We start from the raw sequence: 16714 nt of genomic DNA, 5'->3' as shown, positions 1-16714 counted from the left end.
CGGTGTCTGTTCTCGAGATCCGCAACCTGCACGTGTCGGTCGACACCGACACGGACGGCCCGCGCGAGATCCTGCGCGGCGTCGACCTCACCGTCCGCAAGGGCGAGACCCACGCGATCATGGGGCCGAACGGCTCCGGCAAGTCCACGCTTTCCTACTCGATCGCCGGCCACCCCAAGTACACCGTCACCGAGGGCACCGTGACCCTTGACGGCGAGGACGTCCTGGCGATGTCCGTCGACGCGCGGGCGCGGGCCGGGATCTTCCTGGCGATGCAGTACCCGGTCGAGGTGCCCGGCGTCTCGGTGTCCAACTTCCTGCGCTCCTCGGTGACGGCGGTCCGGGGCGAGGCCCCGAAGCTGCGCACCTGGGTCAAGGAGGTCAAGGAGTCGATGGCCGGGCTGGAGATGGACCCGGCGTTCGCCGAGCGCAGCGTCAACGAGGGCTTCTCCGGCGGTGAGAAGAAGCGTCACGAGATCCTGCAGATGAAGCTGCTCGCGCCGAAGATCGCCATCCTCGACGAGACCGACTCCGGCCTCGACGTCGACGCTCTGCGCATCGTCTCGGCCGGCATCGAGGCGGTACGGGTGAAGGGGGAGACGGGCATCCTGCTCATCACCCACTACACCCGCATCCTGCGCTATGTGAAGCCAGAGTTCGTGCACGTCATGGCGGGCGGCCGGATCGTGGACGCGGGTGGCCCCGAGCTCGCGGCGACGCTGGAGGAGTCCGGCTACGACCGGTACGTGAAGACCACGGAGCCGGCGGCGATCTCATGACGATCATCGAGACCCGCCAGCCGGGAGCCGACACGGCGACCACGCCCGGGTTCGACGTCGAGCGGGTCCGCCGCGACTTCCCGATCCTCGCCCGCACCGTGCACGACGGCCTGCCGCTGGTCTACCTGGACAGCGCCGCGACGTCGCAGAAGCCGCTCGCCGTCCTCGACGCCGAGCGGACCTACTACGAGCGGCACAACGCCAACGTGCACCGTGGCATCCACGTGCTCGCCGAGGAGGCCACGGCCCTCTACGAGGACGCGCGGGACCGGATCGCGGCGTTCGTCGGCGCACCCGACCGGCGCGAGATCGTGTTCACGAAGAACTCCTCCGAGGCGCTGAACCTGGTCGCCTACGCGATGAGCAACGCGGTCTCCGGCGGGGCGGAGGCGGAGCGCTTCCGGCTCGGCCCCGGCGACGAGGTCGTCATCACCGAGATGGAGCACCACTCCAACCTGGTGCCCTGGCAGATGCTGTGCGCCCGCACCGGCGCCACCCTGCGCTGGATCGGCCTCACCGAGGACGGCCGACTCGACCTGGCCCACCTCGACGAGGTCATCACCGAGCGGGCGAAGGTCGTCTCGTTCGTCCACCAGTCCAACATCCTGGGCACGGTGAACCCGGTCGCGACGATCGTCGCCCGGGCTCGCGCGGTCGGCGCGCTCACCGTGCTCGACGGCTCGCAGTCGGTGCCGCACATGCCGATCGACGTCGTCGCACTCGGTGTGGACTTCCTCGCCTTCACCGGGCACAAGATGTGCGGGCCCACCGGCATCGGTGTGCTGTGGGGCCGGCGCGAGCTGCTCGAGGTCATGCCCCCGTTCCTCGGCGGCGGCGAGATGATCGAGGTCGTCACGATGGAGGCCTCCACCTACGCGGCCCCGCCGCACCGGTTCGAGGCCGGCACGCCGATGATCTCGCAGGCGGTGGCGCTTGGCGCCGCCGTCGACTACCTGACCGGCCTGGGCATGGATGCCATCGCCGCGCACGAGCACGAGGTCACCGCCTACGCGCTCGACGCACTGGCGGCCGTGCCGGGCCTGCGGATCATCGGCCCGCCGACGCCGCGGGACCGCGGCGGGGCGATCTCCTTCTCCCTGCGCGACTCCGAGGACCGGCCGCTGCACCCGCACGACATCGGTCAGATCCTGGACGAGCAGGGCATCGCGGTGCGGGTCGGGCACCACTGCGCCCGCCCGGTCTGCCTGCGGTACGGGGTCCCGGCGACGACCCGGGCGTCGTTCCACCTCTACACGACGACCGCCGAGGTCGACGCGCTGGTGGAAGGTCTCGGGCAGGTCAGGAGGTTCTTCCTGAGGTGAAGCTCGACTCCATGTACCAGGAGATCATCCTGGATCACTACCGCAACCCGCACCACCGCGGCCTACGGGATCCGTTCGACGCCGAGGTGCACCACGTCAATCCGACCTGCGGCGACGAGGTGACCCTGCGGGTCCGCGTCGCCGACGGTGTCGTGGCGGACGTGTCCTACGAGAGCGAGGGCTGCTCGATCAGCCAGGCGTCGGCGAGCGTGATGGCCGACCTGGTGATCGGGAAGTCGGTGGCGGCGGCGCTGGAGCTCGAACGCGAGTTCCTGACGCTGATGCAGTCGCGCGGCACCCAGGAGGGTGACGAGGAGGTCCTGGAGGACGCGGTCGCGTTCGCGGGTGTCTCCAAGTACCCGGCCCGGGTGAAATGCGCCCTGCTGTCGTGGATGGCCTGGAAGGACGCCACCGCGCAGGCCACCGGTGCCGCCACCCGGACCGCCGTCCCGAAGCAGGAGACATGACCATGAGCGAGACCGCCACCACCACCGCGTCCGCCCCGGCGGAGCCCGCCGTCGCCGAGGAGCCCACCGGCATCTCGGCGCAGCCCGCGGCGGCGGCACCGTCGGAGGCGGCGCCGGCCGTCGCCACCGAGCGGGCCGTCGTCGTGGACAAGGCATCCTTCGACGATGTCGAGGAGGCCATGCGGGACGTGGTCGACCCCGAGCTCGGGATCAACGTCGTCGACCTCGGCCTCGTCTACGGCATCAACATCGCCGACGACAACACGGTCACCCTCGACATGACGCTCACCTCGGCGGCCTGCCCGCTGACGGACGTCATCGAGGACCAGACCCGCTCGGCGCTCGTCGACGGCCCGGACAACCTGGTCAACGACGTGACGATCAACTGGGTCTGGATGCCGCCGTGGGGCCCGGACAAGATCACCGATGACGGTCGCGAGCAGCTGCGCGCCCTCGGCTTCAACGTCTGACCGCCAGCCCCGCCCGCCCGCGTCACGGCTGTCCCGCGTCGTGGCTGTCCTGACCGGGCAGGCTGTGCGGCCGCCGATGTGATCCGGCCGCTCCCCACTCGTGGGAGTGGCCGGATCGGCGTCCCGGGCCAGCGGTTTTTGACGCCGAGCGAGCCGCCTCCCGGCCGCCTTGTAGGCTCCGTGATGACCGGAATCCAGCACAACACGGCACATGCCCGATCACGTGCCGGAACCGCTGGCGACCGGTCGCAGCCGGGGCGGATCGACCCCGGATCCGGGCGGAAGACGGGGAGCCGGGCCGAAGAATGCGCAGCCCTCGGGTGCTGGGCCTGGTCCTGGCGGGGGGTGCCGGCAGTCGCCTGGCGCCACTGACCGCGGACCGAGCGAAGCCGGCCGTTCCTTTCGGTGGTATCTACCGCCTGGTCGACTTCGTACTGTCGAACCTGGTCAATGCCGGATACCTGCGTATCGCGGTACTGACCCAGTACAAGAGCCACAGTCTGGACCGCCACATCACCACCACCTGGCGGATGAGCAACCTGCTGGGCAACTACGTGACGCCGGTGCCGGCGCAGCAGCGCCTCGGCCCGCAGTGGTTCTCCGGCAGCGCCGACGCCATCCACCAGTCGCTGAACCTCGTCCATGACGAGGCCCCGGACATCGTCGTCGTGTTCGGCGCCGACCACGTCTACCGCATGGACCCCCGCCAGATGGTGGCGCAGCACCTGGAGTCCGGTGCCGGTGTGACCGTCGCGGGCCTGCGGGTCCCCCGCTCGGAGGGCTCCGCCTTCGGGGTGATCCGCCCCGCGCCTGACGGGATCTCCATCGCCGAGTTCCTCGAGAAGCCGGTGGATCCACCAGGGCTGCCCGGTACCCCGGACGAGATCTTCGCCTCGATGGGCAACTACGTCTTCACGACCGACGTCCTCATCGACGCCCTGCGGGCCGACGCCGCCGACCCGGACAGCGTGCACGACATGGGCGGGAGCATCGTGCCGATGCTGGTCGGGCAGAGCATGGCGGCGGTGTACGACTTCGCCGGCAACGAGGTGCCCGGGGCGCTCGACCGCGACCGCGGCTACTGGCGGGACGTCGGCACGCTCGACTCCTACTACGACGCCCACATGGACCTGTGCGCGCTCGACCCCGTCTTCAACCTGTACAACCGCGACTGGCCGATCTACACCAACGTCCCGCCGGTGCCGCCGGCGAAGTTCGTCCATGACAGCCCCGGCCGGGTCGGCGTCGCCACCGACAGCATCGTCAGCAACGGTGTGATCGTCTCCGGTGGGACGGTGCGGCGGTCCGTGCTCTCCCCGGGGGTGCGGGTCAACTCGTGGGCGGCGGTCGACAGCGCGGTCCTCATGGACAATGCCGTCATCGGACGTCGCGCCGTCGTCCGGAACGCCATCCTGGACAAGAACGTCGTCGTCCCCCCGGGGGCGATGGTCGGGGTCGACAAGGACCATGACCGGGCACGCGGCTACCAGGTCAGCGCGGCCGGCGTCACCGTCGTCGGCAAGGGCGTCACCATCGCGGACTGACCGGCGCCGGCGCCCGGCCGGTGACCGCAACCAGGCGGAGGATCGAGAGACGGATGCGCGTCGCGCTGCTCACCCGAGAGTTCCCCCCGGACGTCTACGGCGGCGCCGGCGTGCACGTCGAGTACCTCGCCCGCGAGCTGGCCCGGCTGGTCGAGCTCACCGTCCACTGCGAGGGCGAGCCGCGCCCGCCCGCCGCCGTGCCGCCCGCGGTGGTCGGGCACCAGCCCTGGCCCGCGCTCGACGGCGCCAACGACGCCCTGCGGATCGCCTCGATGGACCTGTCGATGGCGGCGGCGGTCAACACCTCCGGTGGCGCCGACGTGGTGCACTCCCACACCTGGTACACCAACCTCGCGGGGCACCTGACCGCCCTCGTCGAGGGCATCCCGCACGTGATGACCGCGCACTCGCTCGAGCCGCGGCGGCCCTGGAAGGCCGAGCAGCTCGGCGGCGGCTACCGCCTGTCGTCCTGGGCCGAGCAGGTCGCGATCAGCTCGGCGGCGGCGGTGGTGGCGGTCAGCGACGGGATGCGCGCCGACATCCTGGACGCCTACCCGCAGGTCGACCCCGGGCGCGTCCACGTCATCCGCAACGGCATCGACACCGACGAGTACGCTCCGGACCCGCGGACGGACGTCCTCGAACGCCACGGCGTGGACCCGGACCGGCCGTCCGTGGTCTTCGTCGGGCGGATCACCCGGCAGAAGGGGCTGCCGGTGCTGCTGCGGGCCGCCGCCGACCTCGACCCGTCCGCCCAGCTCGTGCTGTGCGCGGGGGCGCCGGACACCGAGGAGCTGCACGCCGAGGTCACCGCCGGAGTGAACAGCCTGCGCGGCAGCCGCGACGGGGTGGTCTGGCTGTCCGGGATGCTGGCCAAGCCGGAGGTCATCCAGCTGCTGACGCACGCGGCGGTGTTCGTGTGCCCGTCGGTCTACGAGCCGCTGGGCATCGTGAACCTGGAGGCGATGGCCTGCGGCACCGCGGTGGTCGCCTCCCGGGTCGGCGGGATCCCGGAGGTGGTGGCGCACGGCGAGACCGGCCTGCTCGTCCCGCCGGACGACCCGGCGACACTGGCGGCGGCCGTCAACGAGCTTCTGGCCGACCCGGCGCGGGCCGCCCGGATGGGGCGGGCCGGCCGGGAGCGTGCCGTCGCCGCGTTCGGCTGGGCGGCCGTGGCCGAGCGCACCGCGCGCCTCTACAGCCACCTGGTGGACGGGCCCGCCTGACTCTGCCTGACCTCGCCCGCGCTGTCCGGCCGTGTGAAAGGCCAGGCAGCGCGAGCCAGACAGGGCGGCGTCGGGCTCCTAGCCCTGCCAGGCGGTCTCCGAGACCGGCGAGCGCCCGAGGAGGGGGCGCCACCAGGCCTCGTTGTCGCGGTACCAGGCGATGGTCGCCTTCATGCCGTCCGCGAAGCTGATCCGCGGCTCCCAGCCCAGCGCCGTCCGCAGCTTGCCGGAGTCGAGCAGGTAGCGGCGGTCGTGCGAGGGCCGGTCGGGCACGATCGTCTTGAGTGACGCCGGCAGGCCCAGCTCGCCGAGGATCAGGTCCGCGATGGTCTCGATGTCGGCCTCGATGCCGCTGCCCACGTGGTAGGTCTCGCCGACCGTGCCCCGCTCCAGGACGGCCTCGATGGCCCGGCAGTGGTCGACGACGTGCAGCCATTCCCGCCGGTTCTTCGTCGACGCGTACAGCGGCAGCGACTCGCCCTGCAGCGCCCGGGTCACGAACAGCGGGATGACCTTCTCCGGGAACTGGAAAGGCCCGTAGTTGTTCGAGCAGTTGGTGATCGTGATCGGCAGACCGTAGGTGTACCCGTAGGAGCGCACGGCGTGGTCCGAACCGGCCTTGGCGGCGTTGTAGGGCGTCCGCGGCAGGTAGGGCGAGTCCTCGGTGAAGGCGCCCGGGTCGTCGAGGGCCATGTCCCCGTAGACCTCGCAGGTGGAGATCTGGTGGAACCGGGCGACACCGACGGTGCGGGCCGCCTCGAGCAGGTTCTGGGTGCCCATGACGTTGGTGGAGAAGAAGTCGCCCGGGCGGATGATCGCCAGGCTGTTGTGGGACTCCGCGGCGAAGTTGACCACGATGTCGACGCGGTGCTCGCGCAGCAGGCCCTCGATGAGCTCGCGGTCGCGGATGTCGCCGTGGACGAACGTGATGCCGGTCTGGACGTCGGCGAGGTTCTCGCGGCAGCCCGCGTAGGTCAGCGCGTCGAGCGCGACCAGCCGGTCGCCGGGGTGCGTGCCCAACCAGTACCGGACGAAGTTGGATCCGATGAATCCGGCGGCTCCGGTCACCAGCAGAGTCGTCATCGTTCGCCTTTCGGTGCGTCATACGGTGCGTCGTCGCATCGGTCGCCCCTCCATAATCGCCTACGCGTGTGCGATCCGTGGGCGAGGGCGGCGAGTCGACGTCCGCCGGTGTCGCCCGCTGTCGCCCGGTGTCGTCCCATGCCGTTCCGCGGCGTCCGGCGTGGGGCTCGTGGTGAGGCCCCCGCCTCCCACGGTGACGTCATGCGGAAGTAACACCGAGCCCCTACGCTCCAGCGCGTGGCCGACCTGTTCGAGGGGTATGCGGCGGAGGTCGCTGCGGCGGCCGCGTGGGACGAGGTCTTCGACCCGGCCCACCGCCCCCGGGATGTGTACTCCGCCCTCCATGACGCGCTCCAGCCGTTGAGCAGCGCCGACCTCGCCGCGCGCAAGGTGGCGCTGGACCGTGCCTTCCGGGACGCCGGGATCACCTTCAACCTGTTCGGCGAGGAGCGTCCGTTCCCGCTCGACCTGGTGCCGCGACTGCTCGACGGCGACGAGTGGAACGTCATCGAGCGCGGTGTCGTGCAGCGGGTGCGGGCGCTGGAGGCGTTCCTGGCGGACGTCTACGGGCGTGCCGACGTCCTCGCCGACGGCATCGTGCCGCGCCGGCTGGTGCTCTCGTGCTCCCACTTCCACCGCGCCGCGCACGGCATCGACCCGCCGAACGGGGTCCGGGCCCACGTCAGCGGCATCGACCTGGTGCGGGACGAGAACGGCGACTTCCGGGTACTGGAGGACAACGTCCGCGTCCCGTCCGGGGTCAGCTATGTCGTCGAGAACCGGCGGGCGATGACCCGGGTCTTCCCCGAGCTCTTCGCGACCCACCGGGTACGGCCGGTCGGCGACTACGCGACCCACCTGCTGCACGCGCTGCGCTCGGCGGCGCCGCCCGAGGTGGCCGACCCCACGGTCGTCGTCCTGACCCCCGGCGTCTACAACTCCGCCTACTTCGAGCACGCGCTGCTCGCCCGCCAGATGGGCGTGGAGCTGGTGGAGGGCCGCGACCTGTCGGTCCGCAACAACCGGGTCACCATGCGCACCACCGAGGGCGAGCACCCGGTGCACGTGATCTACCGGCGTATCGACGACGAGTGGCTCGACCCGCTCCACTTCCGGCCGGAGTCGGTGGTCGGCTGCGCCGGGCTGCTCAACGTCGCCCGGGCCGGCAACGTGACGATCGCGAACGCCGTCGGCAACGGCGTGGCCGACGACAAGCTGATGTACACCTACGTTCCCGACCTCATCCGGTACTACCTCGGGGAGGAGCCGGTGCTGCGCAACATCGACACCTACCGGCTGGAGGACCCCGAGCAGCGCGCGCACGTCCTGGCCAACCTCGACAGCCTGGTCGTCAAACCGGTGGACGGATCGGGCGGCAAGGGAATCGTCATCGGCCCGCAGGCGACCGCGGCCGAGCTGGACGAGCTGCGTGCCCGCGTCCTCGCCGACCCGCGCGGCTGGATCGCCCAGCCGGTGGTCCGCCTCTCCACCTCCCCGACCCTCGCCGGCGACCGGCTCGGCCCTCGCCACGTCGACCTGCGCCCCTTCGCGGTCAACGACGGCAACCGGATCTGGGTGCTGCCGGGCGGGCTCACCCGGGTCGCCCTGCCGCGCGGCAGCCTGGTCGTGAACTCCAGCCAGGGTGGCGGTTCCAAGGACACCTGGGTCCTCGCCCCCGACCTGCAGGAGCGGGAGGGCACGACGCCGTTCGGTCGCCGCTCCGGACCTGCGCCGTCGGTCGCCCCCGGCCCCGATCTCGGCCCGCACTCCTCGGACGAGCAGCAGCAACAGCAGTCCGAGCAGCGGCAACAACAGCAGCGCCAGCAGCGCCAGCAGCGCCAGCAGCGCCAGCAGCGCCAGCAGCGCCAGCTTCACCTGCAGCAGGAGCAGCAGTCCGGACGGGAGGCGGGCCGGTGCTGAGCCGCATCGCCGAGTCGCTGTTCTGGATCGGCCGCTACGCCGAGCGGGCCGAGAGCACCGCGCGGATCCTCGACGTCCATGTGCACCGGGTGCTTGAGGACCCCGCCCTGGACGAGACGTCCGCCGGCGCCGAGCTGCTCGCGGTGATGGGGGTCGTCGACCGCTCCGAGCCCGCGAACGCCCGCTACGTCACCGAGGTGCTCGCCTACGAGGCGACGAACTCGTCCAGCATCCGCGGGTCGCTCTCCGCCGCCCGTGAGAACGCGCGCGGTGCCCGTGTCGTGGTCTCCAGCGACGTCTGGGAGTGCCTGAACGCCACCTGGAACGAGCTCCCGCACACCGAGGAGCTCGCCCGCCGGATGGGCCCGCACGTCTACTTCCGCTACGTGCGGGAACGTACGGCGATGCTCGCCGGGCTGGTCGACGCCACCCTCGCGCGTGACGACGGCTGGCGGTTCCTGGTCCTCGGGCGCAGCCTCGAACGGGTCGACATGACCGCGCGGCTGCTGTCGTCCAGCATCAGCGACGACCCGAACTCCCAGAGCTGGGTCAGCCTGCTGCGCTCCTGCGGTGCGCACGAGGCGTACCTGCGGACCTACCGCCGGGCGGTGGACGCCGCCCGGGTCTCCGAGTTCCTGCTGCTGGACCGCCTGTTCCCACGGTCGGTCTACTGGTCGCTCGCCCTCGCCGAGCAGATCCTCGCCGAGCTCGACTCCGGCCGGGGCCTGGCCCGCTCGACCGTGGACGACGCGGCTCGCCGCACCGTCGGCCGGGCGCGGACGGAGCTGGAGTTCCGCGGCATCGACGAGCTGGCCGCCCAGATGCCCGACCTGCTCGCGGCGCTGCAGCGGACCTGCTCGGCGGTCAGCGCGGCCGTCACCGCCCGCTACTTCGCTCGGGAGAGCCCGCACACCTGGGCGAGCGAGGTGCCCGCCTGACTGCCACCGACGGCGCCGTGACGACGGGCGCCGTGACGACCAGCGCCGCGACAACCGGCACCGGAGACGACGAGGAGGCAGGCGCGCCATGAGCTGGCAGATCCGCATCGAGCACTCGACGGGCTACCGGTACGCCAGCCCGGTGGTCTCCTCCTACAACGAGGCGCGCATCATCCCCCAGACGGGGGAGTCACAGCTCACTCTGGAGGCCACGGTCCGCACCGAGCCGGCCGCCTCGACCTACCGGTACTGGGACTACTGGGGGACCCAGGTCACCGCGTTCGACCTGCACACCCCGCACACCGAGCTGATCGTCACCGGGCGCTCGGTCGTGCAGACAGCGGCTGCCCCGCCGCGCCCGACGGACGTCCCGAGCTGGGATCAGCTCACTGACGACAGCCTCGCGGACCGCTTCGTCGAGTTCGTCAGGCCCACGGTCTCCACCCCGGAGCACCCGGAGCTGCGCGCGGCGGCGCTGGAACTCGCGGCGGCGAACAGCCCGGCCGACTTCCTCCCCGCGGTCGGCGACTGGGTGCGGGAGAAACTGAGCTACCGGCCCGGGACGACCGAGGTGCGGACATCGGCCGTCGAGGCCTGGGAACAGGGCGTCGGGGTCTGCCAGGACTTCGCCCATCTGGCGCTCGTGCTGATGCGGGCCGCCGGCATGCCCGCCCGGTACGTCTCCGGCTACCTGCACCCGTCGGCGGACGCCGAGGTCGGCGAGACGGTCAGCGGGCAGAGCCATGCCTGGGTGGAGGGCTGGCTCGGCACCTGGCTGGGTTTCGACCCCACCAACGGGATCCCGACCGGGGAGCCGCACGTCGTCGTCGCCCGCGGACGCGACTACGGCGACGTGCCGCCCATGCTGGGCGTGTACTCGGGAGGCACGTCGACCTCGCTCGGGGTCACCGTCGCCGTCACCCGGCTCGGCTGAGTACGGCGGTCACCCGGCTCCGCTGACCGCTGCGCGCGCCGAGGGCGGCGCGCCGTGCTCCGGAGCCAGGTCGGAGCACGGCACGCACCGTCGGCCGGTGACGACGGGCCGGGCGTGGCCGCTGTCAGGCGGCCTTGATGGCCGAGACGTCAAGCTCGATCTTGACCTTGTCGCTGATGAGCACGCCGCCGGTCTCGAGCACGGCGTTGAAGGAGATGCCGAAGTCCTTGCGGCTGATGCTCGTCGTCCCGGTGAAACCGGCGCGGACGTTGCCGAACGGGTCCTTCGAGGAGCCCTCGAAGGTGATGGCGATCTCCACCGGGCGGGTCACACCGCGGATGGTGAGATCCCCGGTCAGGACGTAGCTGTCGTCGCCGCTGGCCTTCGCGCCGGTGCTGGTGAAGGTGATGGTCGGGAACTGCGCGACGTCCAGCAGGTCGGGGGACTTCACGTGCGCGTCCCGGTCGGCCACGCCGCTGTCGAACGTCGTCGTGTCGATGGTGACGCTCGCGCTGGAGGCGGTCGGGTTCGCGCCGTCGAGCTCGAGGGTCCCCTGCACGCCGGTGAACTGCCCGCGCACCGTCGTGACCATCGCGTGACGGGCGGCGAAGCCGATGCGGGTGTGCGCGGGGTCGAGGGTCCAGGTACCGGTGAGCTCGGTCAGGTCGCTGGCTGCAGCACTCATGGTGATCTCCTTCGAGGCCTGTTCAGGAACGTCCGGCGCCGGCCCGCCGTGGTGCCGGGGCGGCGGTCGGATCCGACTGCCAGAGGTAGGTTACTTGCGCGGTCAACCAAACCTACGGCCGGCTCATTCCCCGCTGTGGACGACATTCGGTTGTCCACAGCGAGCCGCCGAGGCGCCCGGTTCGTCTCGACGCTGCCTACGTTGCGTGCATGGACAGACGCTTGCCGCGGTCGGACCAGCAGCTCCCTGAGGCGAGCGATCCCACGACCGAACCCCTGGCGCGATCCTGGGCGCAGCCGCCGCCGCACGAGCGTCCGGGCGGGCCTCGGATCCGGTACGGCGAGTTCGGTGATGTCGGGCCCGGGCCCGGGCCCGAGAGCGGGTCCGGCAGCAGGCCTGAAGACCGGGCTGACCGCGGTGCCTACGGAGGCGATGTCGGTGGTGGCGCCGACGAGCCCGACCAGATCGACGACTGGCCCGACCAGATCGACGACTGGCCCGACCAGATCGACGACTGGCCCGACCAGATCGACGACTGGCCCGACCAGATCGACGACTGGCCTGACGAGTTCGCCGGTGACGCCGGCCGGGTGCGCCCCGACCCGGCCGACGGCCCGGCCGGCTCCTCCCGGGGCCCTGGGCGGTCACGGTGGCGCGGATCCGAACGCCTTCCGCCCACGTTGCGTGACGCGGTCCTGGCGCCCACCGCGCGAGCCGCCCTGGTCCTCGTCGTGGTGGCCGTCCTGGTGGCGGCGGCAGCCGGCTGGATGGCCTGGCGTAACCGCCCGGTATCCCTGGGCTCGCCTGTACCGGCTCGATCCGGTGCCGAGGGTGTGCCCGGCGCGGGTTCCGCCGGCGCGCTCGGGGCGACCCCGGGCACGCGGGCGACGGGGCCGCCAGAGGGGGCCGGTACCGGGGGAGTGGCCGGCTCGGCCGGCTCGGCCGGTCCGGAGGCTGGATCGGAACGAGCGGAGGCGACCGTCGGGAGCGAGGTCGTGGTCGACGTCGCCGGTCGCGTCGTGCGGCCCGGGGTGGTGCGGCTGCCCGCCGGTGCCAGAGTCGTCGACGCCCTCACCCGCGCCGGAGGTCCGCTGCCGGGCACCGACACGAGTGGGATAGCACTTGCCCGGATCCTCACCGACGGCGAACAGATCCTCGTCGACGGGCGGCCAGGCCCCGCCCCACCGCCCCTCGGGGCGGGCGCCGACCCCGGGCTCGGGGCCGCGGCGTCGGGAGAGGCAGCCGGCCCCGGCGGGCAGCCGTTGGACCTCAACACCGCCACCGCCGCACAGTTGGACGAGCTGCCCGGCGTCGGCCCGGTACTCGCGCAGCGGATCATCGACTGGCGATCCGAGAACGGTCCGTTCACGTCGCCTGACCAGCTGGGTGAGGTGACTGGCGTCGGTGACCGCCGCCTGGCGGATCTCCTCCCGCTGGTGCGGGTCTGATGGTCGCTGTCGTGATGGAGGCCGGCCTCGGCCTGCCCGCCGACGAACGGGGCGCCCGCCGTGGTCGCGCGGACCTTCGACTGGCTGTCCCGGCGGCCGTGTTCTGGGGCGCCGCGGCACTGGCCGGGCGCTGGGTTCCCGGCCCGGTGCTGCTGGGATGCGCCTGCGTCGCCCTCGTCTGCTGCGTGCCCGCGGTGCTCCTCGGCGCGCAGCATCGGGCTGCCGGGCACCGCGGGCTCGGCGGGCCCGGTCTGGCGGCCTGCGTCGCCCTCGCCTTCTTCGCCGCAGGCCTGCTCGTCGGAGGTCTCGCCGGTCGCGCCCGCACCGCCGGCCCCCTTGCCGAGCTGGTGCGGGCCCAGCGGACGATCGAGGCCACTGTCGTCCTCACCGACGACCCGTTGCCCTCCCCACCGCGAGCCGGCGCAACCGGCCCGGCCCGCGGTGCGCCGCCGGCGACCGCCAGCGCGCGCCTGGAAGCGGTGACCGGCGCCGGCCGGAGACTGCGGAGCTCCGTCCCGGTGCTGCTGGTCGGCCCCTCGGCGGACCTGGTGCGCTACCTGCCGGGCCAGCGGCTGGACGTCCGTGCCACGCTGGCGAGGCCCAGGCCGGGAGACACGATCTCCGCGGTCCTGTTCGCCCGGGCACCGCCCCGGCCCCGCGGGCGCCCGCCCGCCGCCCAGCGCGCCGCCGGCTGGCTGCGGGCCCGGCTGCACGCGGCCGCAGTGGTGGTCCCGCAGCCCGCGGGTGGCCTGCTCCCGGCGCTCGTCGTCGGTGACACCTCGGAGCTCGACCCAGAGCTGAAGGACGACTTCCGCGCCGCCGGGATGAGTCATCTGACAGCTGTCTCCGGCGCGAATCTCGCGATCGTCACCGGCGCGGTGCTGGTCATGCTCGGGCGGACGAGGCTCCGTCCGCGCTCCCGGGCGCTCGCCGGCGCGGCCGCGTTGGCCGGCTTCGTGCTTCTGGCGCGTCCGTCCGCGAGTGTGGTGCGGGCGGGGGCGATGGGGCTCGTCGGCCTTGCCGCGCTGGCGCTGGGCCGGCCGCGCGCGGTGCTGGCCGCACTCGCCGGCGCCGTCCTCGCGGTCATCGCGGCGGACCCGACCTTCGCGCTGTCGGCGGGCTTCGCGCTGTCAGTGCTCGCCACCGCCGGCATGGTGGTGTGGGGGCCAGGGTGGGGCGAGGCCCTGGAACGGCGGGCCGGAGCCCGCTGGCCGGATGCCTCCCGGCGGTTGCGCACGGCCGCCGGTCGGGTCGGCGAGGCCGTGGCCGTGGCCGCCGCTGCACAGTTCGCCTGCACGCCGGTCCTGGCCTGGCTCGGCGGCGGTGTCAGCCTGATCGCCATTCCCGCGAACCTGGCCGCAGCCCCGGCGGTGGCGCCGGCCACGGTTCTCGGCCTGTTCACGATGGGCCTGGCCGCGGTGCATCCGCCCGCCGCGGAGCCGGTCGCGCACCTGGCGGCGCTGCCCTGTCGGTGGCTGGTCGTGGTCGCCGACCGGGCGGCCGGCATCCCGGGCGCGACGGTCGGCTGGCCCGCGGGGCCCGTCGGCGCGGCCCTCGCCCTGGTCGCGGTCGTGCTCACCGTCACGATGGCGCGGCGGCCGGCGACCCGTCGGCTGCTCGCGGCCATCGTGGTGGGCCTCCTGGTCGCCCGCCTGTTCCTGCTGCCGCGGCTGGCTGGCTGGCCGCCGCCCGGCTGGCGGCTGGTGGCCTGCGACGTCGGGCAGGGCGACGCGCTCGTCCTGCGGGCCGGGCCCGGCTCCGCGGTCGTGGTCGATGTCGGCCCCGACCCGGAGCTTGTCGCGGCCTGCCTGAAAAGCCTGGGGATCCGGCGGGTACCGGTGCTGATCCTCAGCCATCTGCACGCCGACCATGCGGGCGGCCTGACCGGAGTGCTGGGCCGGGTTCCGGTGGGGCAGCTGGTGGTGAGCCCCCTGCCCGAACCGGCGCAGCAGTGGGCCGCGGTCCAGCGCGGCGCGCAGGCCGCCGGGGTGCCGGTGCGGACCGTGCTGGCCGGCTCGGTCGGCTCGGTCGGGGATGTGCGTTGGCGGGTGCTCGGGCCGGAGCGGGTGCTGCGTGGGACGGACAGCGACCCGAACAACGCCAGCCTCGTCCTGTTCGCCGAGGTCGCGGGGGTCACCATGCTGCTCACCGGCGACGCGGAGCTCCCCGAGCAGCGTCAGCTGGCGCACCACGGCACGGTCGCGGTGGACGTGCTGAAGGTGGCGCACCACGGCGCCGAGGAGCAGACCGACGACTTCCTCACGGCGACCGCGGCAGCGGTCGCCGTCATCAGCGTCGGCACGGGCAACACCTACGGCCACCCGGCGCCGGGAACCATCGAGAGGCTGCGCGCGGCCGGCGTGATGGTGGCCCGCACCGACCTGCACGGGGCGGTGGCCGTCGTCCGGGCGGCGCCGGGCCAGCTTGCCGTGGTGGCACGCCGGCCCGGTGCGCGTGAGGCCGAGGCGCCGGCGTGACATGCTGATCCACATGCCGTCCCCAGCCGCGCCGCCGCCGCTCGTCGTCGTGAGCGGTGACGAGGATCTGCTGGTCGCGCGCGCCGTGCGCGAGGTGCGCGACGCCGCCCGGGCCCGCGACCCCGAGGTCGAGATCGTCGACCGCGCGCCCGGTGAGCTGACCGACGCCGACATGATCGACCTTGGTGCCAGCTCGATGTTCGGCGGCGGCAGGGTGCTGGTCGTCCGCGGCGCGGCGGACCTTTCCGAGGACCTCCGGGACGCGTTGCTGGCCTACGTTGAGCATCCCCTCGATGACGTCGTCCTTGTCGTGGTCCACAGCGGCGTGGTGAAGAACCGCAAGCTGGTCGACGCGATGAAGAAGGCCGGCGCCCGAGTCGTTCCCGCGGCCAGGATCACGCGCCCGCGGGACCGGCACGACTTCGCGGTCGCCGAGATCCGCCGGCTCGGCGGAAAGGCCACAGAGGAGGCGGTCCGCGCGCTGCTCGACGCCGTGGGCGGTGACCTGCGGGAGATCGCGGCGGTCTGCGACCAGCTGGTCGCGGACACGGCCGGCGTCATCGACGAGCCGGCGGTGGCGCGCTATCACCGCGGGCGAGCCGAGACCAGCGGTTTCGCCGTGGCGGACGCCATCATCGCCGGCGACCTCGCCACTGCGCTGGCCCTGCTCCGCCAGGCTCTCGAGGGCGGGACGGCGCCGGTCCTCGTCACGAGTGCCATTGCCGGCGGTCTGCGCGACCTGGCGCGGGTCTCCTCCGTGGGCGGCGGGTCCAAGTGGGACATCGCGAAGGCCCTGGGAATGCCGGACTGGAAGGTCGAGCGGGCCCAGCGTTCGGCACGGGGCTGGTCCGACGCCGGACTGGCGCGGGCGATCCGGGCCGTCGCGGTCGCGGACGCGGGAGTCAAGGGCGCGGCCGTCAACGCCGGCTACGCGCTGGAGCGGCTGCTCCAGGAGGTCGCCGGGGCCCGGGGCCGGTCGGGCGGCGCTCAGGGCAGCGATCGTGGCGAGTTCGCCGGCAGGGGAGGACGAGGGCGATGAATGATTCCCACGGCGGGCACGGCGGGCACGGCGGTGCGGCGGGGCCCGCGCGCGGTGAGCCCGGCGACGGCCGGCAGGGCGGCCGCAGCGCCGGGGCCGGCGGCTCCCGCCCGGTGCACGATGACCAGATCCCGCCCGGTGGAGTCTTCGGCCTGCGGGTACTGCCGGCGGGGTGGATGCGCGGCGCCGTCGCCACAGTCACCGTGCTGGTGACTCTCGTGGTCGCGATGGGCGACCTGGCCAGTGCCTGGGTCCTGGTCGTGCTCCCGCTCGTGGTCGCGGCGATCACGGCCTACGCCGAGGTCCTCGAACGTACGCTGGTGGCACCGGTCGACCGGGAGCCGGGGCCAGGGCGCTGACTGCCTGAACCTGTCGCTGCCGT

At 73.0% G+C, this 16714-nt stretch carries 15 protein-coding genes; 13 read left to right on the top strand and 2 right to left on the bottom strand.

Annotated features, from left to right (window positions below; all coding sequences use genetic code 11):
• Positions 1–2: 2 nt before the first annotated feature.
• From sufC to glgA, 6 genes are all read left to right on the top strand, one after another.
• A complete protein-coding gene (gene sufC / locus AB1460_RS04510; protein WP_368959304.1) occupies positions 3–779 on the top strand; it encodes a Fe-S cluster assembly ATPase SufC in 777 nt (258 codons plus the stop codon).
• The gene (locus AB1460_RS04505; protein ID WP_368959303.1) at positions 776–2101 is read left to right on the top strand and encodes a cysteine desulfurase; all 1326 of its coding nucleotides are present in this window, start codon (positions 776–778) and stop codon (positions 2099–2101) included. Before sufC ends, AB1460_RS04505 begins: the two co-directional genes overlap by 4 nt.
• Positions 2098–2568: a Fe-S cluster assembly sulfur transfer protein SufU gene (sufU, locus tag AB1460_RS04500; RefSeq protein ID WP_368959301.1), complete on the top strand. Its 471-nt coding sequence runs from the start codon at positions 2098–2100 to the stop codon at positions 2566–2568. Before AB1460_RS04505 ends, sufU begins: the two co-directional genes overlap by 4 nt.
• 2 nt (positions 2569–2570) lie before the next feature.
• A complete protein-coding gene (locus AB1460_RS04495; RefSeq protein WP_368959300.1) occupies positions 2571–3038 on the top strand; it encodes a metal-sulfur cluster assembly factor in 468 nt (155 codons plus the stop codon).
• Positions 3039–3343: 305 nt separating this feature from the next.
• Positions 3344–4582: a glucose-1-phosphate adenylyltransferase gene (glgC, locus tag AB1460_RS04490; protein ID WP_368959298.1), complete on the top strand. Its 1239-nt coding sequence runs from the start codon at positions 3344–3346 to the stop codon at positions 4580–4582.
• A gap of 53 nt (positions 4583–4635) precedes the next feature.
• Positions 4636–5808 carry a glycogen synthase gene (gene glgA, locus AB1460_RS04485; RefSeq protein ID WP_368959297.1) on the top strand — a complete coding sequence of 391 codons (1173 nt, stop codon included), beginning with the start codon at positions 4636–4638 and terminating at the stop codon, positions 5806–5808.
• Between the two features lie 78 nt (positions 5809–5886).
• On the opposite strand, the gene rfbB is transcribed toward glgA, so the two are convergent.
• Positions 5887–6891: a dTDP-glucose 4,6-dehydratase gene (gene rfbB, locus AB1460_RS04480; RefSeq protein WP_018640388.1), complete on the bottom strand. Its 1005-nt coding sequence runs from the start codon at positions 6889–6891 to the stop codon at positions 5887–5889.
• A gap of 237 nt (positions 6892–7128) precedes the next feature.
• Here rfbB and AB1460_RS04475 point away from each other — a divergent pair, with 237 nt between their 5' ends.
• From AB1460_RS04475 to AB1460_RS04465, 3 genes are all read left to right on the top strand, one after another.
• Positions 7129–8811, top strand: a complete 1683-nt coding sequence (locus AB1460_RS04475) for a circularly permuted type 2 ATP-grasp protein (RefSeq protein ID WP_368959296.1) — start codon at positions 7129–7131, stop codon at positions 8809–8811.
• Positions 8805–9749, top strand: a complete 945-nt coding sequence (locus AB1460_RS04470) for an alpha-E domain-containing protein (RefSeq protein WP_018640390.1) — start codon at positions 8805–8807, stop codon at positions 9747–9749. The genes AB1460_RS04475 and AB1460_RS04470 overlap by 7 nt, the downstream gene beginning before the upstream one ends.
• 88 nt (positions 9750–9837) lie before the next feature.
• Entirely contained in the window at positions 9838–10683 is an 846-nt protein-coding gene (locus tag AB1460_RS04465) for a transglutaminase family protein (protein WP_368959295.1), read from the top strand.
• Positions 10684–10807: 124 nt separating this feature from the next.
• Here the strand turns inward: AB1460_RS04465 and AB1460_RS04460 are convergent, their stop codons facing one another.
• Complete coding sequence (locus AB1460_RS04460; protein WP_368959294.1) at positions 10808–11368, bottom strand: YceI family protein; 561 nt, start codon at positions 11366–11368, stop codon at positions 10808–10810.
• A gap of 209 nt (positions 11369–11577) precedes the next feature.
• Between AB1460_RS04460 and AB1460_RS04455 the strand changes: the two genes are divergently transcribed.
• Genes AB1460_RS04455 through AB1460_RS04440 form a run of 4 tightly spaced genes read left to right on the top strand, consistent with a single transcriptional unit; the run spans position 11578 to position 16691 of the window.
• Positions 11578–12816, top strand: coding sequence for a helix-hairpin-helix domain-containing protein (locus tag AB1460_RS04455; RefSeq protein WP_368959293.1), 1239 nt, complete (start codon positions 11578–11580; stop codon positions 12814–12816).
• Positions 12816–15293: a ComEC/Rec2 family competence protein gene (locus AB1460_RS04450; RefSeq protein WP_368959292.1), complete on the top strand. Its 2478-nt coding sequence runs from the start codon at positions 12816–12818 to the stop codon at positions 15291–15293. Before AB1460_RS04455 ends, AB1460_RS04450 begins: the two co-directional genes overlap by 1 nt.
• Positions 15294–15306: 13 nt before the next feature.
• On the top strand, positions 15307–16332 hold the full coding sequence (holA, locus tag AB1460_RS04445) for a DNA polymerase III subunit delta (protein ID WP_420497190.1): 1026 nt from the start codon (positions 15307–15309) through the stop codon (positions 16330–16332).
• Complete coding sequence (locus AB1460_RS04440; RefSeq protein ID WP_368959290.1) at positions 16329–16691, top strand: hypothetical protein; 363 nt, start codon at positions 16329–16331, stop codon at positions 16689–16691. Before holA ends, AB1460_RS04440 begins: the two co-directional genes overlap by 4 nt.
• Positions 16692–16714 lie beyond the last annotated feature (23 nt).

It is taken from the genome of Parafrankia sp. FMc2 (genome assembly GCF_041008525.1).
Classification (GTDB): Bacteria; Actinomycetota; Actinomycetes; order Frankiales; family Frankiaceae; genus Parafrankia.
This window is presented reverse-complemented; position numbering and strand designations above follow the sequence as displayed.